Source organism: Inhella gelatinilytica, from assembly GCF_016093295.1.
GTDB lineage: Bacteria > Pseudomonadota > Gammaproteobacteria > Burkholderiales > Burkholderiaceae_C > Inhella > Inhella gelatinilytica.
In genome coordinates this window covers 37,091-59,713 of the sequence record NZ_JAEDAL010000006.1, presented here as the reverse complement: position 1 = coordinate 59,713, position 22,623 = coordinate 37,091, and the positions used below count along the sequence as shown (strand labels likewise).

General features: G+C 65.6%; 24 protein-coding genes. 10 read left to right on the top strand and 14 right to left on the bottom strand.

Annotated features, from left to right (window positions below):
* Positions 1-8: 8 nt before the first annotated feature.
* From I7X43_RS12270 to I7X43_RS12250, 5 genes are all read right to left on the bottom strand, one after another.
* Positions 9-965: an ABC transporter substrate-binding protein gene (locus tag I7X43_RS12270; RefSeq protein ID WP_198101232.1), complete on the bottom strand. Its 957-nt coding sequence runs from the start codon at positions 963-965 to the stop codon at positions 9-11.
* Positions 966-1,091: 126 nt separating this feature from the next.
* Positions 1,092-1,886, bottom strand: coding sequence for an SDR family oxidoreductase (locus I7X43_RS12265; RefSeq protein WP_198101231.1), 795 nt, complete (start codon positions 1,884-1,886; stop codon positions 1,092-1,094).
* Positions 1,883-2,581: an LPS export ABC transporter periplasmic protein LptC gene (gene lptC / locus I7X43_RS12260; protein ID WP_198101230.1), complete on the bottom strand. Its 699-nt coding sequence runs from the start codon at positions 2,579-2,581 to the stop codon at positions 1,883-1,885. The genes I7X43_RS12265 and lptC overlap by 4 nt, the downstream gene beginning before the upstream one ends.
* 58 nt (positions 2,582-2,639) lie before the next feature.
* A complete protein-coding gene (locus tag I7X43_RS12255) occupies positions 2,640-3,212 on the bottom strand; it encodes a KdsC family phosphatase (RefSeq protein WP_198101229.1) in 573 nt (190 codons plus the stop codon).
* Complete coding sequence (locus I7X43_RS12250; protein WP_198101228.1) at positions 3,209-4,177, bottom strand: KpsF/GutQ family sugar-phosphate isomerase; 969 nt, start codon at positions 4,175-4,177, stop codon at positions 3,209-3,211. The genes I7X43_RS12255 and I7X43_RS12250 overlap by 4 nt, the downstream gene beginning before the upstream one ends.
* 40 nt (positions 4,178-4,217) lie before the next feature.
* Between I7X43_RS12250 and pcp the strand changes: the two genes are divergently transcribed.
* From pcp to I7X43_RS12220, 6 genes are all read left to right on the top strand, one after another.
* Positions 4,218-4,859: a pyroglutamyl-peptidase I gene (gene pcp / locus I7X43_RS12245; RefSeq protein WP_198101227.1), complete on the top strand. Its 642-nt coding sequence runs from the start codon at positions 4,218-4,220 to the stop codon at positions 4,857-4,859.
* Positions 4,859-6,058: a glycolate oxidase subunit GlcF gene (gene glcF / locus I7X43_RS12240; protein ID WP_198101226.1), complete on the top strand. Its 1,200-nt coding sequence runs from the start codon at positions 4,859-4,861 to the stop codon at positions 6,056-6,058. Before pcp ends, glcF begins: the two co-directional genes overlap by 1 nt.
* Positions 6,059-6,110: 52 nt before the next feature.
* Entirely contained in the window at positions 6,111-6,311 is a 201-nt protein-coding gene (locus tag I7X43_RS12235; protein WP_198101225.1) for a zinc-finger domain-containing protein, read from the top strand.
* 1 nt (position 6,312) lies between these two features.
* Positions 6,313-6,762 (top strand): YybH family protein, encoded by a 450-nt coding sequence (locus I7X43_RS12230; RefSeq protein ID WP_198101224.1) that lies wholly within the window; start codon positions 6,313-6,315, stop codon positions 6,760-6,762.
* 79 nt (positions 6,763-6,841) lie between these two features.
* Entirely contained in the window at positions 6,842-7,759 is a 918-nt protein-coding gene (locus I7X43_RS12225) for a YheT family hydrolase (protein WP_246480391.1), read from the top strand.
* Positions 7,752-8,261 carry a DUF2946 family protein gene (locus tag I7X43_RS12220; RefSeq protein ID WP_198101223.1) on the top strand — a complete coding sequence of 170 codons (510 nt, stop codon included), beginning with the start codon at positions 7,752-7,754 and terminating at the stop codon, positions 8,259-8,261. Before I7X43_RS12225 ends, I7X43_RS12220 begins: the two co-directional genes overlap by 8 nt.
* 3 nt (positions 8,262-8,264) lie before the next feature.
* Here the strand turns inward: I7X43_RS12220 and I7X43_RS16585 are convergent, their stop codons facing one another.
* The gene (locus I7X43_RS16585) at positions 8,265-10,655 is read right to left on the bottom strand and encodes an alpha/beta hydrolase family protein (RefSeq protein WP_198101222.1); all 2,391 of its coding nucleotides are present in this window, start codon (positions 10,653-10,655) and stop codon (positions 8,265-8,267) included.
* Positions 10,656-10,790: 135 nt separating this feature from the next.
* Here I7X43_RS16585 and I7X43_RS12210 point away from each other — a divergent pair, with 135 nt between their 5' ends.
* The 3 genes from I7X43_RS12210 to I7X43_RS12200 all read left to right on the top strand — a co-directional run bounded on the left by I7X43_RS12210 (position 10,791) and on the right by I7X43_RS12200 (position 14,748).
* Positions 10,791-11,972: a serine/threonine-protein kinase gene (locus I7X43_RS12210; protein WP_198101221.1), complete on the top strand. Its 1,182-nt coding sequence runs from the start codon at positions 10,791-10,793 to the stop codon at positions 11,970-11,972.
* Positions 11,973-12,055: 83 nt separating this feature from the next.
* On the top strand, positions 12,056-14,104 hold the full coding sequence (locus tag I7X43_RS12205) for an ATP-dependent helicase (protein WP_246480390.1): 2,049 nt from the start codon (positions 12,056-12,058) through the stop codon (positions 14,102-14,104).
* Positions 14,104-14,748, top strand: coding sequence for a lysoplasmalogenase (locus I7X43_RS12200; RefSeq protein WP_198101220.1), 645 nt, complete (start codon positions 14,104-14,106; stop codon positions 14,746-14,748). Before I7X43_RS12205 ends, I7X43_RS12200 begins: the two co-directional genes overlap by 1 nt.
* Here the strand turns inward: I7X43_RS12200 and I7X43_RS12195 are convergent.
* The 5 genes from I7X43_RS12195 to I7X43_RS12175 form a co-directional block, all read right to left on the bottom strand.
* A complete protein-coding gene (locus I7X43_RS12195) occupies positions 14,717-16,465 on the bottom strand; it encodes an ATP-binding response regulator (RefSeq protein WP_198101219.1) in 1,749 nt (582 codons plus the stop codon). The two genes, I7X43_RS12200 and I7X43_RS12195, sit on opposite strands and share 32 nt — an antisense overlap.
* Complete coding sequence (locus I7X43_RS12190; RefSeq protein ID WP_198101218.1) at positions 16,465-17,088, bottom strand: response regulator; 624 nt, start codon at positions 17,086-17,088, stop codon at positions 16,465-16,467. The genes I7X43_RS12195 and I7X43_RS12190 overlap by 1 nt, the downstream gene beginning before the upstream one ends.
* Before the next feature lie 208 nt (positions 17,089-17,296).
* Positions 17,297-18,097, bottom strand: a complete 801-nt coding sequence (locus tag I7X43_RS12185; RefSeq protein ID WP_198101217.1) for a LytR/AlgR family response regulator transcription factor — start codon at positions 18,095-18,097, stop codon at positions 17,297-17,299.
* Between the two features lie 10 nt (positions 18,098-18,107).
* The gene (locus I7X43_RS12180) at positions 18,108-18,539 is read right to left on the bottom strand and encodes a hypothetical protein (protein WP_198101216.1); all 432 of its coding nucleotides are present in this window, start codon (positions 18,537-18,539) and stop codon (positions 18,108-18,110) included.
* A gap of 2 nt (positions 18,540-18,541) precedes the next feature.
* Positions 18,542-20,032 (bottom strand): histidine kinase, encoded by a 1,491-nt coding sequence (locus tag I7X43_RS12175; protein ID WP_246480389.1) that lies wholly within the window; start codon positions 20,030-20,032, stop codon positions 18,542-18,544.
* A 175-nt stretch (positions 20,033-20,207) separates the two neighbouring features.
* On the opposite strand from I7X43_RS12175, the gene I7X43_RS12170 reads away from it, so the two are divergent.
* Entirely contained in the window at positions 20,208-20,858 is a 651-nt protein-coding gene (locus I7X43_RS12170; RefSeq protein ID WP_198101215.1) for a glutathione S-transferase family protein, read from the top strand.
* 38 nt (positions 20,859-20,896) lie between these two features.
* Here the strand turns inward: I7X43_RS12170 and I7X43_RS12165 are convergent, their stop codons facing one another.
* Genes I7X43_RS12165 through I7X43_RS12155 form a run of 3 tightly spaced genes read right to left on the bottom strand, consistent with a single transcriptional unit; the run spans position 20,897 to position 22,580 of the window.
* Positions 20,897-21,463, bottom strand: coding sequence for a YceI family protein (locus tag I7X43_RS12165; protein ID WP_198101214.1), 567 nt, complete (start codon positions 21,461-21,463; stop codon positions 20,897-20,899).
* A 22-nt stretch (positions 21,464-21,485) separates the two neighbouring features.
* Entirely contained in the window at positions 21,486-22,046 is a 561-nt protein-coding gene (locus I7X43_RS12160) for a YceI family protein (RefSeq protein WP_198101213.1), read from the bottom strand.
* Positions 22,047-22,580 (bottom strand): cytochrome b, encoded by a 534-nt coding sequence (locus I7X43_RS12155; protein ID WP_198101351.1) that lies wholly within the window; start codon positions 22,578-22,580, stop codon positions 22,047-22,049. It lies immediately after the preceding gene.
* Between the last annotated feature and the right edge of the window lie 43 nt (positions 22,581-22,623).

Sequence of the window (22,623 nt, the reverse complement as noted above, 5' to 3'; positions counted from 1 at the left end):
GCGGCGTCCTAGTCCAGAAAACGGGGGTCGAACAGGGTGCCCGTGGGCACGCTGCGGCTTAGGAGCCCGTCGCGCACCATTTGCTGCTGCAGGGCCTCCACCTGCCGGGCCAGTTCGCTGCCCGGCTGAAACCACCGCCGCGTGGTGTCCAAGTCGGGTTGGATCAGGCCGCGCAGGACGGTCGCAACCTGTTCGACGGGGAGGTCCAGTCGCGGGGCGACCCGACGCGCCGCTTCTTCGGGCCGGCGCTGCCAAAACCCGAGGGCCGAGTAATGGCTGTGGACCGCATGGCGAATGTGATGGCCGTGGGAAGTGAGCACATCGGCACGGACGGCCAACAAGTCAATGATGCGCCAGGGGATGGCCCGGCTGTCAAACAGGCGCCGGGCCCCAAAGGCCTCCAACTGGCTGAGCCAGGGCTCGCCCGTGACCACCACGTCGGCCGAGCCACTGCGCAAGGCGGCGGCTGATTCCATCAGCGTGGTCGGTACGCGCTTGAAGTGCTCGGGTTTGAGCTTGTGCGCCCGCAGAAACTCCGCCAGCATCAGCGCCCCGACGGCGCCTTCCTCGTAGGCCAGCGTGAGGCCGGCCAGTGCGGCGTCGTTGGGCACCCGGGGATGGACCACCACAGCATCTGCGCCTTCCGAGCGGTCCAGGATGGCGACCACGCGCAGGTCCAGGCCTTCGCTGATACCGCTCAGCACCTCGTCCAACGTCAACATCGCGGCCTCGAGTTGCTTCGAGGCGAGGGCCCGCAGACTGTCTTGGCTGGACAGCAGTTCGATCAACCGCACCTGGTCGCTGTGCAGCCAGCCCAGATCCCGCGCCAGAAAGAGGGGCTCGTAGCCTGGAAAAACAATGCTGCCGACCCGCAACGGCGGCGGGGCGCTCACACAGCCCGCGAGGCCCATCGCTCCGCCCAGGGCGAGGGTTTGAAGCAGCAAGCGGCGGTTGGGTGAGTGCATGGAGGCAGGGAAAACAGACCCGCCGGAGAGTGTGCCCCAGCTTGCTGGCGTCGCTCGACCCTTGAAAGGAACGATTGCACGCAGAGCCGGTTTTGATGCAGACCCGGGGTGCGCCGCTGGCGCCGCTCAACCTTGGCGAGGTTTTCGCCCGCGGCCGCTGAAGAGCCGATCGAACAGCGGATTGGGCAGCACCCGCATGAGCTTGGCCACCCAGCCCATTTGCCACGGAATGACGCGGTAGCTGCAGCCGGACTCAATGCTTTTGAAGGCCCGGTCGGCAAACACCGAAGCGGGCATCAGGAACGGCATGGAGTAGCTGTTCACGCGGGTCAGCGGGGTGTCCACGTAGCCGGGCACGAGGGTGACCACTTGCACCCCGCTGCCCCGGCACTCAAGGCGCAGGGCTTCGCAGTAGCTCACCACGCCCGCCTTGCTGGCGCAGTAGGCGCCATGGCCGGCCAAGCCCCGGATGGCGGCCACACTGGCCACGCCAACGAGTCGGCCGCTGCCGCGCCGGCGCATGGGTTCAATAAACGGTTGAAAGCTGACCGCTGTGCCGTACAGGTTGGTGTCGAGCACTTGCTTGAACACCGGCAAATCTTCTGCCAGGGCGGTGTCGACCCCGATGCTGACCCCTGCACTGGCAATCACCGTGTCCGGTAAGCCTTGGGTGGTCACGCAGTGGGCTGCTGCGGTCTGAAGGGCTTGCGCGTCGACGACGTCGGCCTCGTACACGGCCCAGCGTGCCGCGTCCAACCCCTCGGCCTGCGCCCAAGTCGTGACGACCTCGGTGCGCCGCGCGAGCAGTGCCAAGCGCCAGCCCGCCTGGTAATACCGCAGTGCCAAGGCTTGTCCGATGCCACTGGAGGCGCCGGTAATGAAAACCAGCGGTGCGCTGGGGTTGGCGGCGAGCGTGCTCATCGGGTGCGACGCGGTTGAAGTTCGGTGCGGTTGGGGCCTTGGAACATCACGTGACCTGTGCGGTGTTGGTACTCAAAGCCGGTGGCCTGCAGTTGCAGGCTCTCGGTCTGGAATTGGGTTGGGCGCCGACTGAAAAGTCGCTGCTCAGGCCCCCAGGCCTCCAGCGACTCGGTGTTCAAGACCCACTCCGCGGCCGCCCCCTCCGGTGCGTCCGCCGCGAAGCGCTGAACCTGTACCGCCCCGTCCAAGCGCAGCCGCTCGCCCTTGGCGGGGCCACTGCCGCGCTGGGCCAAGGCCACCATCACCCGACCGGCTTCGTCCACCCAACGCAGGCGCAACTGGTCGACCTCGATCGTGTCGTTGTGGGGAAAGTGCCGCAGGGTTTCCCCACTGAGCCAAGCTTGTTGCCGTCCGTCCGGCCAAAACCGGTGAATTTCAAACCCCGACATCGTGTAGTCCGGATCGGTCCGTACCGCGCGCTCGACGGTTGGGGCACCAACCGGCGGTGTTTGCCGCGCCAGCCAGGCGGTGAAGAGCGCCCCCAGCGCCAAGAGCGCCAGCGGCAGGTAGTGGCTGAGCCAGGCCTGTAGACGCCACACCCACAGCCCACGGGGGGGCTTGCTGCGCCCCGCGAGGGGCGGTAAAGGTGCCAGCGGGGCCCCGGACCCGGTGCCTTGCGGTCGTGCGGCGTTCATTGGACTGCCCTCCGCGCCAAGCGCTGCGGGATTCGCACTCGGGAGCGGCCCGGCATGCTCATGCGCCGTCCAGCGTCTGACAGGCGATTTCAAACTGGGCGTGATAGTGACCGGCCGCCATTAGCAGCAGGTCCGCGGCCTCCCGTGCGGCACCATGGCCGGCCGGGGCACGCGTCACGTGGTGCGACACGGCCAAGACTTCGGGGTGGGCGCCGGGCGGCGCAAAGGCCATGGCGGCGCGGGTCAACAGGGGCAGGTCGGGCCAGTCGTCGCCCATGGCGGCCACCTCGGACCAATCCAACCCGAGTTCGCTCAGCAGCGCGTTGGCGGCCGCCAGCTTGTCCTTGATCCCGAAGCGGGCATGGGTCAGCCCCAAGTCGGCAAGTCGGCGGCGCACCGCGGCCGAGTCCCGTCCCGTGATGATGATGGGCACGATGCCGACGCGTCGCAGCAAAACCAGCCCATGGCCATCCAGGGTCGAGAAGGCCTTGACCGTTTCCCCGTGCTCCCCGATGTAGATGCGCCCGTCGGTCAGAACCCCGTCGACATCGAAGATCACGGCCTTCATGCCGGGGCCTCGCCCTTGGGCGCGAAGCAGGAGCTCGGGCGCGTGCGTCAGCGCCGCCCTCATATGACCTTCGCCCGCATCAAATCGTTGCTGCTCACGGCGCCTTGCAGGTGGCCTGTGTCATCGACCACCAGCACAACCGTCACCCGGGCTTGCTCCATCAAGTCGGCGGCGTCGACTGCGAGAGCCTCGGCGCGAACGGTGTGCGGCTGGGTGTGCATGACATCGGCCGCGCTCAGCGCCCGGAGGTCTGCACCCCGCTCGACCAGGCGGCGCAAGTCACCGTCCGTAAAGATGCCCAGCAGCCGCCCATCGCCGTCGACGACCGCCGCGCACCCCAGGGCCTTGGCGGACATGACGCGCATCATGTCAATGAAGGGCGTGTCGGGGGCGACGCAGGGCAGGGCCTCACCTTGGCGCATCAGATCGTGGACGTGGGTGAGTAACTTTCGGCCCAGGGCCCCCCCTGGGTGGGAACGGGCGAAATCCTCGGGGCGGAAGCCTCGCGAATCCAGCAGCGCGACGGCCAACGCATCGCCCAAGGCCATTTGGGCGGTGGTGCTGGCGGTGGGCGCCAAATTCAAGGGGCAGGCTTCTTGATCGACGCGGCTGTCCAGTACGCAGTCGGCATGCCGCGCCAGGGTGGATTGCGCACCGCCGGTGATGGCGATGAGGGTGACCCCGAGCCGTTTGATGACTGGCAGGATGACCGCGAGTTCATCGCTCTCACCACTGTTGGACAACGCCAAGATCACATCCTGTGGCGTGATCATGCCCAAGTCGCCGTGGCTGGCTTCGGCCGGATGGACAAAGAAGGCCGGGGTGCCGGTGCTGGCCAACGTGGCCGCGATCTTGCGCCCCACATGGCCACTCTTGCCCATGCCCATGACGATGACCCGACCCTGACACGAAAGCACCGCCGCGACGGCCTGAGCCATGCGCTCATCGATGCGATCCACGAGGGCCTGCAGCGCAGAAGCTTCGATGCGCAGGGCTTGGCGGGCAGATTCCACAGGGTTCACTGACATGGGCGCCAGTTTCTCTCAGTTTTTGGCGACACTAAGCCCCATGCAAGCTCAGGCCCCCTTGCTCATCACTGGTTTTGAGCCCTTTGACGGGGACTCGATCAACAGTTCTTGGCTGCTGGCTCAGGCGCTGGCGGATTCGCCCCTGCAGGGGTGTGCCGTGGTGGCGCGCCAACTGCCCGTGAGCTTTGGCCGCTCGTTGGCCGCGCTGACGGAGGCCGTTCAACAAGTACGGCCTCAGCTCGTTTTGGCGATGGGCCAGGCCGCCAACCGGGACGTGCTCTCCTTTGAGCGGGTGGCACTCAATCTGATTGATGCACGCATTCCTGACAACGACGGGGTCCAGCCCATTGACAGCCCGGTCGTGCCACGCAGCCCCTCCGCCTATTTCAGCACTTTGCCCCTCAAGACCATGGTGCGAGCGGCTCAGGCTGTGGGGGTTCCGGCGGAGTTGTCGCTGACGGCGGGCAGCTATGTGTGCAATCAGGTCTTCTATGGGCTGCAACATCGCTTGCGTCGCAACGCCGCCGTTCGCAGCGGGTTTTTGCACGTCCCCGCACTTTCGGGGCCGCAACCGCCCCTGCGGTTGGAGGTGATGGTGGCGGGCGTTCGCGCTGCGTTGACGGCCGCCCTGAACACGCCGGACGGGGCCGACTTGGCCCTGAGCGCAGGTTTCGAGTCCTGATGCACACGAACCTGGCCCCGTCTTGGCAACACGACGTCAAGGCGCAGCGAGCGGCCGAGCTGATTCAGTCTTGTGTCCACTGTGGGTTTTGCACCGCCACGTGCCCGAGTTACCAGGTACTGGGCCATGAAATGGACAGCCCGCGGGGGCGCATCGACTTGATCCGCGAGGTCTTGCAGGGCGAGCCACCTCTGCGCGCCACGCAGGTGCACTTGGATCGGTGCCTCACCTGCCGCGGTTGCGAGTCCACCTGTCCGTCCGGGGTTCGCTACGGTGAGTTGGTCGAAATTGGTCGGCATTTGGTGGAACAAACCGCTCCGCCCCGCCCCCGGTTGGAGCGCTGGAAGCGTGCGGTGTTGGCCCGGTTTCTGCCCTCGCGTGCCTTCGCATGGGCGCTGACACTGGGCCGCTGGGTTCGGCCCTTGGCCCCGCAGCGCCTGCGACGCGCCATTCCCGCCCCTGCTCCAGTGCGCCATTCGGCCCGCGTGGCCAGTCAGCCGCGGCAGGTGTTGTTGCTTCGAGGGTGCGTGCAGGGCGCGCTGGCCCCGAATATTGAAGCCGCGACGCAACGGGTGCTCGCTGCGGTCGGGACGCAAGGACTGCCCATTGAGGGATGTTGCGGAGCCGTGCGGGCGCACTTGGGGGACGAACGCGGAGCGCAACGCGACATCGAAGCCCTGGTGGCCCGATGCGCGGGCCGACCGGAACCCATTGTGTCCAATGCCAGCGGCTGTGGCTTGATGGTGCAGGAGTACCCGCTCCATCAACCCGGAGACGCGGCCCAAGACGTGGCGGCGCGCACGCAAGATTTGGGCGTGTGGCTGCTGACGGACAGCCATATCGAGCGGCTTCGGGCCCGGATGCGCCCAGGGCCCTTGCCGCGGTTGGCGTGGCACCCACCCTGCACGCTGCAACATGGCCAGCGCAAGGCCGATGCCGTGGAGCAAGGTTTACGTGCACTCGGGTTTGAGGTGCTGTTGCCGCAGGATTCGCACCTGTGCTGCGGGTCGGCGGGCACCTACTCGGTGTTGCAGCCTGCGGTTGCTCAAGCCCTGCGGGCGCGCAAGCGGGCGACGCTGGGGGCGTTACACGCCGAGGTCATCGTCAGTGCCAACATCGGCTGCCTGACTCATCTGGCTGAAGAAGACGGCGTGCCCGTGCGCCATTGGATTGAGGTGGTTGCCGATTGCCTGCGCTGAGGGACCGGGCTTCCTAGAATCCGGACTTATCTACTTTGTTTCGTGAGCGACCATGAGCCAATCCGTCGTCGAAGTCAGCGCCAAGGAAACGCAGGGCCCGGGCGTGGTGGCCTGCCCCAACCCCAAGATGACCCTCTGGAGCGGCCATCCCAAGGTCTACATCGACCTGAGTCATGGCGGCCACGGGCGTTGCCCCTATTGCGGCACGGAGTACCGCCTGAAGGCGGGCGAAGTGTTGTCGAGCGGCCATTGAGATGAGCCGCCGCGCGCCGCTGGCGGTGCTGCTCGCCAGCCCGGAAGACATCGAGACCCAGTTTTACGAAGCGCTGCAAGCCGGCGATGTGGATCGGTTGATTGCGCTGTGGGTGGGCGACGAAGAGGTGCGTTGCATCCACCCCGGGGGACCGCTCTTGGTGGGCATTACGGCCATTCGAGCGAACTTCGAGCAACTGCTCACCCAAGGTGGGATGTCGATCGAGCCCACCGAGGTGCGCAAACTGCAGACCGACCAGTTGGCCGTTCACCAAGTGCGGGAGCGACGGTTGGAGCCGGGCCCCGAGGGCATGGTGGTTTCCTGGGTGGTGGCCAGCAATGTCTATCTGAAAACGGCTGAAGGGTGGCGCTTGGTCTTGCATCACGCCAGCCCGGCTCAGCAAGGCGGTGCGGCGCCTCTGGTGGCGACGGCGTCGGCGATCTTGCACTGACGCGGTGGGCACGGGCTTGGGACCGATTGCGGCGCCGAGGTGGCTTCCGGGGGGACACGCCCAAACCATTTGGCCCAAGTTGTTTGCCCGCCGCTTTGAGGGCGATCCGGTGCACTTTCGGCGCGAGCGTTGGGAAACGCCGGACGGCGACTTTGTCGACTGCGATTGGTTGGTGTCACCGCGGGGTGATTCCGAGTCACCTGTTTTGGTCCTGTTCCACGGGCTTGAGGGCCATTCCGGTAGCCACTACGCCCAGGCCTTTGCGCACTGGGCACGGGCCCAAGGCTGGGCGTTTGCCGTTCCGCACTTCCGCGGCTGCTCCGGTGAACTCAATCGTGCACCCCGGGCCTACCACTCCGGGGACCACGTCGAAATTGATTGGATGCTGCGCCAGGTGCAGGCCGTGCGATCCGGGCCCTGCGTGGCGGTTGGGGTGAGCCTGGGTGGCAATGCTTTGCTGCGCTGGGCCCAGGAGGCGGGGCCTGATGCCTGCTCACGGCTTCGGGCCTTGGCCGCGGTGTCGGCACCGCTGGACCTGGCGGCGGCGGCCCGGGCCCTCGAGCGGGGCGTCAACCGCTGGGTTTACACCCGCTATTTCTTGCGCACCATGGTCCCCAAGGCCCTGCAGAAGGCCGGTCAGCACCCCGGCCTTTTTGATGTGGAACGTGTGCGCCGTGTGGGCAGTGTGTGGGATTTTGATGACCACTTCACGGCCCCGCTGCATGGCTTTGCCAATGCAACCGACTATTACACCCGTGCCAGCGCCGCGCCGGGCCTGGGCCGCATACGGATTCCCAGCCTGGTGCTGAACGCGCGCAACGATCCTTTTGTTCCCTTTGACAGCCTGCCGCGCGCCCAGGACGTCCCGAACCCGGCCGTTCGCCTGTGGCAACCCGACCATGGGGGGCATGTCGGTTTTGCCACCGGCCGCTGGCCCGGCCATCTCTTGGCCTTGCCCGCGCGGGTGGGCGCTTGGTTGGAGCCGCACCTTGGATGACTTGGTTCGTGCCGCCATGGCCAAATGGCCGCAAGTGCCGGACTGCCGGGGCTGGCTGGCGCTGGATGCTCGGGGTGACTGGTACATGCGAGACGAGGCGTGCCAGCGGGCGGGTGCCTTTCCGAACCCCAAGGGGAGTCGTGTTGTTCACGACAAGTTGCTGGCCTTTATCGCCCGCAATTACGAGGTCGATTCCCAAGGGCGCTGGTTTTTCCAGAACGGCCCACAGCGGGTCTATGTGGTGTTGGAGTCCGCGCCCTGGGTGCTGCGCGTGCAGCCGGACGGGACGGTGCGAACCCACACGGGCCGCGCAGTCCAGGTCCTCAGTGCGTGGCTGGACGAGTATGGCTGGCTCTACCTGGGCACGGATGCTGGGCTGGGGCTTGTGCACAGCCAAGATATGGTTCAGGCGGTCGACCGGGTTGAGAGCGGCGGCTGGTGTCCTGAGTCGGTAACAAGGGCGGAATTGCCGGCCCGCTTTGGGTTCGTGCTTGAGCCCTGAGGGTTAGCGCAGGGGCGGCCCCAAGTGGCGGCGTAACCACTGCTGCATTTCCCATTGCACTTGGCCAGCGGCCTCCCGGGAAGCCAGACTGTGCCCTTCCAGCGGCAACACCACCAAACGTGCGGTTTGCCCGAGCCCGGCCAAGGCGTGGTACAGCCGTTCGCTTTGCAGGACGGGCGTGCCAGGATTGGGGTCTTGCTCGCCGTGAATCAACAGCAGCGGCTCCTTGATGCGCTCCGCGTGCAAAAAGGGCGAGGCGCGCAGGTAGGCGTCGCGGGCCTCCCACAGCGAGCGGCGTTCACTTTGGAAGCCAAACGGAGTGAGCGTTCGGTTGTAGGCCCCCGCGCGCGCAATGCCCACCTTGAAAAGTTGGGTGTGGGCCAGCAAGTTCACGGCCATGTAGGCCCCATAGCTCTGACCGCCGATGGCCAGTCGGCTGACGTCGACCGAGCCCACGTCGCGCAACTGATCGACCAGGGCCTTGGCGTTGAGTTGAATCTGCTCGATGAAGCCATCGTTGACCGTGCGAGAGTCGCCCACGACCGGCATGGTGGCTTCAACCACCACGGCGTAGCCTTCCAGCGCCAGCCACACGGGGCTTCCCGGCGCGGGCAGCCCGCCCAACTCGCTGTAGGCCGCTGCCTGGGAAGCGAGCTCGCCATCGGTGAACTCACGGGGATAGGCCCAGATCAACGTGGCGCGCTTTTGCCCGTCTTGGTGATCGGGGGGCAACAGCAGCCAGGCCGACAACTCGACACCGTCGTCCCGTTTAAAGCTTAGGTACTGGCGCTTGATGGTTCGCAGGCTGGCGCCGAAATCCCGCGGGGGCAGCAAGGCGCGCCAAGTGCTTCCCTCTCGAACCCCCAGCTGAGCGGGCTCCTGACCGCGCTCGACTTGGGTTAACAGGCGCCGCTCGTCCACCCAGCCAATCGGCATCTCCACGCTGCCCTCTGGTGCATGGAAGACCCGCTGGATCGGGTGGTCTCTCAGGCCGTATCGATCCAGGAAGGGGCGCTCACCTTTGGGACCGGCGCCACTGCCGACGAACCAAAAATCTTCGCGGTCGGCATCCATGGCGACCACGCGTCCGCCGTGTGGCAGGGTGCGCATCAGGGGGCTGCCCGGATGTCGAAAGCGTTCGCGCAAGGGGTGCTCGAACAGCAGCCGACTTTGGCTGCCGTCCAAGGGCAGCAGGTAGGTGCGCGTAATGGCTCGACTTCGGTCGGTCTCCGTCAACAAGGCGTGCTGGCCGTTTTCCAGGAACCGCAGTCGCGAGAACCGGTAGGGCATGCGCTGCACTTCCACGGGGTCGCCGCGATAGGGCGGGTCCAAGCGCATGACCCGGTCACGATAGGACGACTTGGAGGAAACGGGGCCGCTGTCCAAGGCTTCAACCCAATACACCGCGGCGTCATCCGTGGGGCTGGCGTAGAACACCCGGGGGCCAGGAATCACGCCGTCGATGGGAATGCCAGCCCGGGAAGGCAGGCGCGCCAACTCCCGCAGAACGCGTCCCTGACGGTCGCGCACTTCGGCCACTTGGGGGAAATCGTCCCAAGCCAGGTGACGGCTGAAGGGCCGGGTCATTCGCTCCGTGAGCAGCGCTTGGCCTCGACCCGCCACGGCCACGCTGGTGAAGAGCCCAGGTTCGCCCAGACGACGTCGCGCCCCCGTGCTGACCTGAAAGGCCATCAGTTGCGAGCGGGCATGGTGCTCAAAGAGTGCATCGTCCTGCTCGTTGCGAAGTAAATCCGGCAAGGTGCGCTCCGGGCTTCCGCGCCCGTGGTGGTCTTGTATTTGGGGGCCTGGCAAGGCGGGGGCGGGGGCTCGGCTCGGTACCACTGTGGGCACCACCAGTTCGGTGGCGGAGAGCCAGACGGGATCGCCCTCCCACAGCACCAGGTTGAGTGCAATGCCACCGGCCAGCTGCGGTTCCCCTCCCGCCGTCTCGCCCCACCACAACTCGCTGCGGGACAGGGTGCGGCGCATGAGGATGTAGTGACGTCCGTCGGGGGCCCAGGCAAAGCCATGCCACGCACCGCCGGGGGGGAGCGCGATGACCCGTTCCGCCGCTTGCGGATCCATCAGGGGGCGCAGTCGCAGGGTCACCAGCGCGGCGCTACCCAAGGCGCTGGCATGCGCCTGGGGATCGAAACGCGCGCCAGCGAGCTTGACTTGCGGCCGTGCCAGCTCCGCCAGAGGGGTGTAGCGACGGGGGGTGATGAGCGCGAGCCAGCGCCGGTCGGGCGACACCAGGGTGCGAGCGGGCAATGGGGCGTCCAGCGCGGCGCGTGTGGCGGGCGCGGGTTGGCGGTAGGGTTCGGCGTGGCCCAGGGGAATCAGGAGCCACAGAGCTCCGAGCAGGCCGAGCAAGCGGGTGAGAAGGCGGTGCACTTGTGCATTTTTCAACACTTGCGGAGCCCAAGCCGAAATCTCGTAGCGATTGCTTACAGATCCCACGCATCGCTTACAGATGTCAGGGATCACCCTTCCTAGCATCAGCCCATCCAAACTGCGGCGAGAAGCATCATGGGCTCGACCGACTCCAACAAACCAGGTTTCGAGAGCGCCGGCGAGGCAGTCGGCGGCTGGACGCTGCGGCAATCACTGAGCGAAACCCTCTCCGGTCATTGGTGGGCGGCGGCCCAGCGCAAGACCCATCAGCCGGGGTCGATCCTGGTCTACAACCGGGTAGACGATGCGGGCGCCGTGCTGGTTCAGGCTGCGCAAGCAGAGCAACAAGGGTGGCGCCACCCGGATATCTTGTGGCCGGTGGATTCCGGGCTCACGCCGGATGGACGCCCGTATGTGGTCGTCGCAGGACAAGACGGTGAACCGCTGCTGCACGCCGTGAAGTCGGCGTCGCTGCGTCGGCGTTTGGAGTGGGTCGTGCAACTGTGTGAGTTGCTGCTGATCGCCGAAACCGCGGGGCATGCACTCGGTGAACTGGATCCCAGCTTGCTGTGGGTGGGACCGCAAAACCAGTTGCGTTTGGTGGCACTGGCCCTGACCCGCCGCCCCTCAGGCAAGCCGCTGAGCGACCGTCCCGCGCAGCGCAGTCGCGCTGCGAAGGCCTTTCTCTGCCCTGAGCACACGGGGCCCGCCCCGGGCGGGGCCTCTGCCCAAGTTTTTGCCGTGGGCGTGCTGATGGCGCTGCTGGTGACCGGACGGTTGCCCTATCCGGTGGCGGTCGACAGCAGCCGGGCCCTGCCGCAGTGGCCGGCCCTGAAGCCGCTGGCGCGTGCGGAGCTGGATGACCTGCTGCAGCGGGCCGGCTCGCCCGAGCCTGAACTGCGCCCACGCGATGTGGCGGACTTGGCGCTTGAGATTGAGTTCTGGTTGGATGGCAGCGAAGGGGGGGCCACAACCGAGGCGGGAGCCCTGGCGGCGCTGCAGCAACACGTTCACGAGGAAGCGCGTTCCCTGAACTGGTCAGCCGAAGAGCTGAAGAAAAGCTTGGCGGGCGACCCCGAGGAGGCCCCTGCCGAGGTGCTGGCACCCCGGACGAGCCCGCCGAGCGCGCCCACGCCGCCATTGACCTTGGAGCCCTTGGCCGCACCGGCCGCGGCGCTTGCGCCGCCGCCGATCCCGCCGCGTCGCGCTCCGCCAGCGCCTGCCCTGGCGGAGGAGGAACTGGACTTGGGATGGCTGTGGCTTGCGGGCGCCGCTGTGGTGCTGGCGCTGGCGGCCCTGGGCTTGTGGTGGCGCTAAGGGCTTAAGCGGTAAGGCGCGCGGGCTGAGGGCTCGGATAATGCCCCGATGCCCCTCGCCACCCCCCTGTTTTTTCCCTTCGCATGAGCGCTGCGGGCCTGAACGCGGCGCAGATGGCGGCCGTCAATCACTTGCACTCGCCGTGTTTGGTGTTGGCGGGGGCGGGCTCCGGCAAGACGCGCGTCATCACGCACAAGATCGTGCGGTTGCTTAATGCGGGGTTGCGACCGGATCAGATCGCGGCCATCACCTTCACGAACAAAGCCGCGCAGGAGATGCGCGAGCGGGCCAAAGAATTGGTGGGCAGCAAGGCGGCGGGGAAGTTGGTCATCAGCACGTTTCATGCGCTGGGGGTGCGATTTCTCCGGGAAGAAGGCCCCCGGTTGGGCCTGAAACCCCAGTTCTCCATTTTGGACAGCGACGATGTCGTCAACCTGATCCGGGACTGCGCCAGCACCACAGACGCCAAGCTGCCCAAGATCTGGCAGTGGCAAATCAGTTTGTGGAAAAACGAAGGCCTGGACGCGAGCGGGGCGCTGGCGGTGGCGGAAAGTGAGTCCGAGCGCCAGGCGGCGGTGATCTTTCAAGCGTACAGCGAGCGATTGGCGGCCTTTCAGGCGGTGGACTTTGACGACCTCATTGGTCTGCCATTGAAGCTTTTGCGCACCGACCCCGAGGTGGCGCAGCGGTGGCAGCAGCGCTTCCGCCATGTGCTGATCGACGAAGTGCAGGACACCAACGCGGTGCAGTACGCCCTGCTCAAGGCCCTGGTCGGGGCGCAGGGACTCTTCACCGCCGTGGGCGACGACGACCAGAGCATCTATGGCTGGCGCGGTGCGACGCTCGAAAACCTCAAGAGCCTGCAGACCGATTACCCCAGCCTGCAGGTGATCGCCCTGGAGCAAAACTACCGTTCCACCGGGGCCATCTTGCGCGCCGCCAACCACGTGATCCAGGCCAACCCCAAGCTGTTCGAGAAGAAGCTGTGGAGTGACTTGGGCGAGGGCGAGGCTGTGGCCTTGCTGCAGTGTGATGACGAGCAGCACGAGGCCGAGCGCGCGGTGGCCCGACTCATTGCCAAAAAGAATGCGGACGGGGCCAACGGCAAGTGGAGCGATTGCGCCATCCTGTACCGCGCCAACCACCAGGCCAAAGTCTTTGAGCAGGCGCTGCGCCGGGCGCAGGTGCCCTACAAGGTCAGCGGGGGACAAAGTTTCTTCGAACGTGCGGAGATCAAGGACCTGTGCGCCTGGCTGCGCTTGCTCGTCAATCCCGATGACGACCCGGCCTTTCTGCGGGCGGTTGCCACGCCCAAACGGGGCATTGGCCATCAAACGCTGGCGGCATTGGGCCAGTTTGCCGGGGCACGCAAGATCAGTCTGTTCGAGGCCTTGTTTTGTGAGAGCCTCGACACGGTGATGAGCCCGCGCCAATTGCATGGCCTGCACGAATTCGGGCGCTATGTGAATGACCTGGCCGAGCGCGCACGTGCCGCCTCGGGTGGGGCCGCCGCGCGGACGCTGAGCCTGGCTTGGTTGGAAGAAATCGGGTACGAGTCGCACCTCATGGATGGGGAAGACAGTGAAAAAGCGGCAGCCAATCGCTGGAGCAATGTGCTGGACTTTGTCGACTGGATGGCCCGCCGGTGTGGCGGCGAGGGCAGTGAGCGGGAGGAGCAAACCCTGCTCGATGTGGCGCAAACGCTGAATGTCATCTTGAGCCTGATGGAGCGGGGGGAGGAGCAGGACCAAGTCGTGCTCTCCACGCTGCACGCCTCCAAGGGGCTGGAGTGGCCCCATGTGGTGCTGGCCTCGGTGCTGGAAGGTTTGCTGCCCTTTCACAGCGACGATGACCCCATCACGCCCGAACGCCTGGCCGAAGAGCGGCGACTGATGTACGTGGGCATCACCCGCGCCCGCCGCAGCTTGGCGGTCAGCCTGCCGCGGCGGCGAAAAAAGGGGCGCGAAATGGTCATCACCCGGCCCAGCCGGTTTGTGGAAGAAATGCGCCTGGACGAGGGCGGGGCCAAACGTGACCCGCGCGCGGAATTTCTGGCACTCAAAGCCCGTATGGCGGCTGAGGTGGCCGCGCGCGAAGCCAAGGCCCCGGTTCAACCCAAGGAGACCCTGTGATGTTGCTGCTGTTGGCCGCCGTATTGGGCCTGGTATTTGTTGCGGCGGACTTGGCCTGGCTGCCTGACGTACTGCGCTTCGCCGCCAAGCCGGCCGCGACCCTGGCGCTCATTGCTTGGGCCTGGCCGCGGGGCGCCTTTCAACCGCTCCAGCGCCGTTGGCTGCGCGTGGGTTTGCTTTTTTCCTTGGGGGGAGATGTGGCGCTGCTTTGGCCTCAGCAAGGGTTCTTGCCGGGGTTGGTGAGTTTTTTGTTGGCGCACTTGGCCTTTATCCGTAGCCTGAGCATCCAGGTTCGGTTTGGCGCACGACTCGAGCCTTTGCTGGGGTATGCGGCGCTTGCTGGGGTGCTGCTGGGTGGCATTTTGTGGCCGGGCCTGCCGGCCGACCTGCGCGTGCCGGTGCTGGTCTATGTGGCGGTGCTGGTGGCCATGGCCGGCCAGGGGGCCGCTTGGTGGCTTCAGGCTCGCAGCCGTGCAGCGGCGTATGCGGCCTTGGGCGGCGCGGCCTTCTTGGTGTCCGACAGCCTGATTGCCTTGGACCGGTTCGCCGGGGGCGTGCCGCTGGCGACGGTGTGGATCCACAGCCTCTATTGGCTGTCCCTGGCGCTGATGATCAGCGCCCTTCCGCGCACAGCGCCGCGCTGATCTCGGCGGCCAATGCCAAGCCGTCAACAGGCTTGTGGCGCACCTGTAAACCCGCAGCCAAGACCTCTTGAACGCGCTCTGGCGAGGTTTCGCCGGTAATCATCCAAGCCTTGGCCTTGCACCCCCGAGCGCGAATGGCAGCCAGTGCATCCAAGCCCGAGACGTTGTCGCGCAATCGGTAGTCCAGAACCAGTGCTTCGGGCTGCCAAGCGCCCGCCAAACAGGTGAGGGCACTGGGGATGTCTTCGGCGCTGCGCACGCTCCAGCCCAGGGTGGTCAGCAGTTCAGCCAACGACTCGCGGATCGCCTCTTCGTCATCGACCACCAGCACCCGGCGCGCGGGCGACTGCAGCGCCTGGAGCGGCTCGGGCGTGGCGGTGGCGGGTTGGAGTGCGGCGGCGTTGGTGAGGGGCAGGGTCAGGATGAAGCGGCTGCCCTTGCCCGGAGCGCTCTCCAAGCGCAGCCCCATGGCCAGCAGGTTGGCCAAACGACGCACGATGCTCAGCCCCAAGCCCAGGCCCTGGGCCCGATTGCGGCTGGTGTTGCTGACTTGGTAAAACTCCTCAAAGATGCGATCTTGGAGCTCGAGGGGAATGCCCGGCCCGCTGTCTTCCAAGCTGATTTCGGCGGTGCGACCGTCGCGGCGCAGTGCCACCGTGATGTGACCTTCGGAGGTGAACTTCAGGGCATTGCTGGCCAGATTGCCCAGTACGCGCTTGAGCAAGGTGGGGTCGGTGCAGGTCAGCAGGTGCTCGCCGGGAGGGGGTAACACGCAGTGCCATTGCAACGCTTGTTGCTCGGCCTGCGGGCGCATGTCGTCCGACCAGCGCGTCAGCAAGTCACCCAAGTCGACATCTTGCAGGTCCACCGTCACAGCACCGGCATCCAGGCGGGACACTTCCAGCAAGCTATCGAGCAGGGCCTGGCTGTCTTGCAGCGCGCGTCTCAAGCCCTGACCCAGCGTCGCCAGGCGCTCGTCCTGTTGCTGACTGGCAAGCGCTTGAACCGTGGCGATCTGGTAGGAGAGCGCTGTGAGGGGTTGGCGCAAATCGTGGCTGGCGGCCGCAAAGAAGCGGGTCTTGGACTCACTCGCCCGTTCGGCGCGGTCACGCGCCTGACGCAGGTCATCGTTCAGCCGCACCAATCGCTGCAGCGTTTCGCCTTCGTTTTGTACGTGACGAATGAAGACGCTGAACATGAGCACCATCAGGCTGGCTGCGATGACGCCTTCGAGGGACTGCTGACTCAGCCACGCCAGCCCCAGGGCGCCGCCATAGATCAACACCCATCGGAGGTAGGCCCGCGCATCGCCCCCGACGGTAGTGACGGCGCCCATGGCATTGCCGACCAAAACCATGGTGAGCAGGTAGTGCCAGGAGCACAGGGGTTTCAGGAACACCGCGCCGATGAAGGCGGCATGCAGGGCGCTGAGCGCGAGCAATATTTGGGTCAGGCCCGCAAGGATCTGGGCGGGCGGTCGCCGCCGCGCCATCTGGCGGTCCAGCCACGCTTCCCGCGCCCACAGGCCGGCCGACATGGCCACGAAAAACAAGGCCCCGGCCCACGGGGCACCGGCTTGCCAGGCAATCCAGCCTACGGTGGCATCCACGAACAGTCGCGGACGTCGGGTGTGGCGAATGCCGGCCCCAACCAACTCCAGCCGTTCGGCCAGCAGTTGTTCCTGCTGGGCGGGGCTGAGTGCGGGGCCTGGGGTCATCAGAGCCCGCCGTCGCTGCGGGCGCGATGCGCCGCTTCCCCCCGGCTGCGGACCTGCAGCGAGGCCAGGATGGAGCGCACGTGGCTCTTAACCGTGGTGTCGCTGATGCCCAGCGCCCGTCCAATTTGCTTGTCGGACTCGCCCCGCACCAGATGCTGCAGCACCTCGATCTGACGTGGCGTCAAATCTGGGTACAGCAACTGCAGGTCCAAGGGCGGCAGCCCGCCGCGCATGGGTGAAGCCGGCGGGGTCTCGGGCCGTCCGCCTGAAATGACCGTTTGGATGGTCTTGATCAGTTCCTGGGCCCCCGCGGCTTTGCGGACATAGCCCGCAACGCCCATGTCCAAGGCTCGGCGCATGACCGGTTCTCGATCGTCACCGGACACCACCACGATGGGGGCTGAGCAACCCGCGTCTCGGAGTGCCTGGATGGCTTCGGCGCCATCGGTCTCCCCCAGCCACCAATCCAACAGCACCAATTCATACGGAATCGACTGGGCCAATTCCTTGCCGGTTTGCAAGTCGCGTGCCTTGTCGAGTGACAACTCGGGCATCACGATTTGCAGGAGCATTTCCAGCGAATCGCCGATCAGCTGATGATCTTCAATCCAAAGCGCGCGCATGGCTTCCCAAAAAAGAATCGGGCTGCGAACCAGCGGTTCTTCAGCCCGACCGCCTACCAAATCCCCTTGGAGGCCTCGTTTGTTGATGACAGCGATGAGGCACTGTAGGGGGCGAGATGGCATTCTGCGGCCCTCCAAATGGAGGAGCGCACCACACCGTATATATCAAAGTGTGACATGCGCCAAGAACTGCACGAACGCCCGCGCCTTACATCCCCTTGAACAGGTGGGTGTAGCTGCGGCTGACTTCCAGCTTTTCGTTCACGCCGCGAATTGCCACCAACTGACGCCCTCGGAAGTCGCGGCTCACCCCGGTGATGGCTTTGACGTTCACCAGGGTGGAGCGATGGATTTGCCAGAACAGGTGCGGGTCCAACTCGTCCACCAGCTCTTTGATGGGTTTGCGGATCAGCGCTTCAATCTGCTCGGTCTGCACCCGGGTGTATTTCTCGTCGCTGATGAAAAACAGGATCTCGCTGACCGGAATCATGCGGATCTCCTGGCCGACCGAAGCCTGAATCCACTCCAAGTAGCGCGGTGGTTGGTTGGGATTGAGCTGGGCCGAGAGGCGGTGCAGCAGTTGCTGAATGGGTTTTTCGGGGTCGCCCTCGCCACTGTCGCGCGCTGCAAAGCGTTTCTTCAGGCGCTCGACCGTCAACTGCAGGCGCTCGCGCTCTGCCGGCTTGAGCACGTAGTCGGCCACCCCTTGCTCGAAGGCCTCCACGGCGTACTGGTCGTAGGCCGTGATGAAGACGATTTCGGGAATGCGCCAATCGTCCGTTTCTTCCAACTGGGCAATCTGTCGCGCGGCCTCGACGCCGGTGAGGCCGGGCATGCGGATGTCCAGCAGGCACAGATCCGGTTTGTGCTCCCGCGTCAGCTCGACCGCCTCCAGGCCGTTCTTGGCCTCCGCCACGATCTCCAGATCAGGCCACACCTCGGTCAAGCGCGCGCGCAGTTGCTCGCGCATCAATCGTTCGTCGTCGGCCAGGATGGCGCGAATGCTCATGGAATCCTCCTCAGGTCCGCGCCACCGGCGTCCTGCGGTTGCGCTTGAGCACCCACCATACCAGCAGCAGCGGCAGCAAGAACGGCGCCAGCACCGCCAGCGACATGCCCGCAAAGAGCAGACCCAAGCCGCCAAAAACGGCGAGCATGACCAAGATGGGCAGACCGACGCCCAGCATCAAGGCCAGGGGAACGACCACCAGCACCGTGAAGCCACAGGCCAGTGCCGCGGCGATCCATCCCAGGGGGCCGTGCTCTGTGTGCGTCCCCATCCATTCGGACACCTCGCCGGACCACAGATCCTCGCCGTCCACGACCACTTGCCAGGTCCCGGCATCCGACGCGTGTTCCAGCCCGATGCCCAGAATCAAGCTGCCCAAGGCCAGGCTCAAGACCAACAGAATCAGGCTGCTCCAGCCCACCCACTTCAGAAACTTGCTCATGATCAGGCTCCTTGTTCCGGTTCGTTGCTCTTGTACGGCACAGCCACCCGGATGATCGTGCCGCAGGGTTGGTTCTCGGCGACGGTCAGGCTCGCCTTGTTACCAAAGAGAAGTTGTAGGCGTTCGCGGGTGTTGGCCAAGCCCACCCCCGTGCCGCTGGTGGCCGCGCGGCCAAACCCGAGGCCGGTGTCGGCCACTTCCACGACCAGCTTGCCGTGTTCAATGCGAGCCCGAACCGCCAAACTGCCCCCCTCGGGTTTGGGCTCCAGCCCGTGCTTGATGGCGTTTTCAACCAGGCTCTGAATGATCATGGGCGGGAATTCGGCGGAGAGCAGGCCTTCGGGCACGTCAATGTCCACCTGCAGGCGCTCTTCCATCCGCACTTGCAGAATCTCCAGGTAGGGCCGCACCACCGCCATTTCGCGCTTCAAGTCACGCAGCCCGTTACCCTGCCCGTTGGCTTCGCGCATGGTGGGCATGGTGGCGCGCAGCAGGGCGATCAGGTTCTTTTGCATTTGGCTGGCGCGCTTGGGGTCGACTTCGATCAGGTGGTCGATGGACGCCAACGTGTTGAACAAGAAGTGCGGTTCCACTTGCGCCTGCATGGTGTTCAAGCGCGCTTCCGCCAGTTGGCGGCGCAGGGCCTCGGCCTCGGCGGTTTCTTCCGCTGCAGCGGCCTTGGCTTCGGCTTCTTGCCGGCCCTTGTAAGTGGCCTTGATGACGAGGCTGAGCATGACCCACAACGCGGCCAAGTTTTCCAGCGCTTCGCCGGCGTGCACCACGCGGGTGCGGGTGGCCTTTTCGCGGGCCTGGCTTTTCCATTCTTTGAGGGCGCGTTCGTAATCGCGCTGCCACTGGCGGAGTTCCTTTTGGTACTCCTGTTCCACTTGATTGCGGGCTTCCCGGGCGGCGTCCTGGGCGGCCTTGTTCATGTCGCGCTCGACTTCTTTGCGCAGCTCTTCGCTGACGGACTGCGGCAGTTTGATTTCGAACACCTGGGGGGGCGCCGAAGCGGCACTTCCCGGCTCGCGGGGCGCCACGATGCGCACGCCGCCCGGATGGATGTCCACTTGCGCGGCCTCACCCTTGCCGTCCTTGGTGCCGATAAAGACGCCCTTCTTGCCGATCTGGATGCTGACGTCGCCCACCGAGCCGCTGGCGCCCGGGGCCGGAGGTTCAGGCACCTCCTCTTCATCCGGGGTGCCCGGGTGTTGGGGGGGGGCGGGTAGCTCCGGCATTTCAGGCATCTCCGGCAGGGCGGCCCGCTGGGCGGACACGGTTTCCGTGAAGCGCCAGGTCAGGAAGATGCCGGTAAACAGATGGACCGCGATCAGCAAGCCGATGGAGTAGCCTGCAAAGCGCCACCAACTCATGCGCACCAGCCACTGGGCATAGCGATGAAAGGCGGCAATGCTGGTCACGGTCCAGCGGCTGAGGCGCTCACGCCAAAGCGGGTCGGTGATCCAGGCGGGGATGCGGGGCGATTTGTCCATGGCCCGCACTCTAGGGGCTTGCGCTGGCCCGCGCCGGGTCCGCGCGACCGACTGGTGTTTGCGGTGGACTGGCCGCAGGAGCGGCGGACAGACCGTCGACGCTGCAGATGAACGGCATGACTTTCGGATGGATTGCCGCCCTGGGCAGAATGGCCGACCTTTGAAGGAGACCCCCATGCGACTGTACGGATTCCCCGGTTCCGCCTCCCTGGTCGTGCGCTTGCTGCTCGAAGAAACGCAGCAACCGTACGAGTTCGTGGCGTTGGATGGAGCCAAGCAGGAGCACAAGCAGCCGGCGTACTTGAAGCTCAACCCCCATGGTCGGGTGCCAACGCTGGTCGACGGGGAGACCGTGCTTTACGAATCGGCCGCGATTTGTCTCTACCTGGCGGAGAAGACCCAGGGACCTTGGGCGCTGCCGACGGATCCTGCGCAGCGGGGCCAGCTTTACAAGTGGCTGATGTTCTTGACCAACAGCGTGCAGCCGGCGCTGGTGGCCTATTTCTACCCGGATCGCCTGATTGACCTGCCCGACGCGGTTCCGGCGGTGAAAACCAAGGCCGAAGCCAATACCCTGGCCCTGTTCCGCCAGATCGATGCGGAGTTGGGCGCGGCAGGGCCCTACCTCCTGGGGGAGGAGCCGACGGTGGTCGACCTGTTCCTCTTGATGCTGGTGCGCTGGGGCCGGTGGTTTGCAACGCCAGCCGTCGAGGCTTGCCCCAACCTGGCGCGTTTGGTGGCGGGGCTCAGCGCCCGCCCGGCCGTTCAACGCACCTTCGAACTTGAAGGCATTCCCGCGCCGTACTGCCTGCTGCCCCAGGGCTGAGCCCGGAGCAGCAGAAGTGGGAGCGTTTGCTTGGGGCTTTAGGGCTGCTTCAAGCCTTCCACCTGAATCACCAGCTTGACGGCGTCCGGAATGAAGGCCGCCCCATAGCCCATGCCCCAGGCGCTGCGCTGAATCGTGGCTTCAAAGTCGCCGCCGCAGGCTTGCACCTTCAGCATGGGATGGGCATAGCAGTTGTAGTGGGTGGCGGTGAGTTTGACCGGGGCCGTTTTGCCCAGCATCGTCAACTCGCCGCTGACGGACTTGATTTTGTCGCCGTCAAACTCGAATTGCGTGCCCACGAAACGGGCTGTCGCGTGTTGCTCGGCGTCGAAGAAGTCCTTGCTCTTCAGATGGCGGTCAAAGTTGGGCGTGCCGGTGCTGATCGACGTCATGTCAATCGTGATCTCAGCGCGACCCGTTTTGGCCGCAGTGTCCACCGTGATCTGCCCTTCTTTCTTGTCAAAGCGTCCCCGGTTTGTGCTGGTACCGAAGTGACGCACCTCAAAGGTCACAAAGCTGTGGGTGGGGTCCAGCTTGTAGGTGGCGGGTTCCGCGTGCGCCAAGCCGGCCGCGCAGGCCAGGGACAACAAAGCGATACGTTTCATCAAAACTCCAGAAGGAAAGAAATCAAAGCGGCGCGAGGCCGCTTAACGGGAACTTGAAGCGCACTTGCACCTCGTGCGCCACCAGGCTCGCATCGGCCCAGTCGCCGCTGCCGATCTTCCAGTCGCTCCGCAGAAGCGTGAACTGGCCGCCGGCGAGCGTGATGGGGCCTTGGGGCTGCAATTGAAAAACCACGGTGAGCGGGCGGGTTTGGCCCTTCAGGCTCAGCCGGCCGCTGGCCTCAAAGCGTGCGGGGCCGACGGCGCGTACCGTCTGGGCCAGGAATTGCGCGTCGGGGTGCTTGGTGCTGTCAAACCATTCGGGTTTCGCCAGCTCGGCTTCGACTTCGGGCGTCCCCAGGCTCGCGCTCTTGAGTTGGATGCTCAAACTGAGCTGGGCTGCCTCGGGCCGCTTGGGATCGAACTGCAGCCGATCCAGCTTGAAGGACTTGAAGCGCCCTTCCACCGGCACCCCCATCTGCTTGCTGACAAATACGACCTCGCCCCCGGGGGCCAGGGACTGGGACAGGGCGATCGGCGAGAGCAACAGGGCGCCGAGCGAAAGGGTCAGAGCGGAGAGGTTCATTTAATGCCAACGCATGCGGTTCAAAAGGCCATCGCGGTCGATGAAATGATGTTTCACCGCTGCGGCGATGTGGGCCGCGATCAGCGCGACCAAGCCCCAGGCGGCAATTTTGTGCAGCCCTTTGAAAAGCTCGGCCCAAGCAGGGTCTTTGGGAACCAGATCGGGCAGCGGCAGGATCCCCAGCCACACGACAGGAAATCCGGCTGCATTGCTGTAAGCCCAGCCCAGCAAGGGGACCAGCAACATCAAGGCATATAGCGCCCCATGCACCCACTGCGCCATCAGCCGTTGGTGGTCGGGCATGGGTGTCGGCGGCGGCGGGGCGTGACGGAGGCGCCATATCCCGCGAACGAGCGCCAAGCCCAGCAGGGTGACGCCCAGCCATTTGTGGTTGTTCAGGGCCTTGAGTCGCTGCGGGCTCATGGGCAGGCCGGCAGCCCACCAGCCCACGGCGATCGTGGCCAAGAGGCCCAGGGCCATCAGCCAGTGCAGGGCGATGGCAGGGCGCGTGTATCGGGGAATCGTTGGCGTCATGGCCGGCAGTGTGCCGTGCACTTTGCGCTGGGCGGTGCGCGGT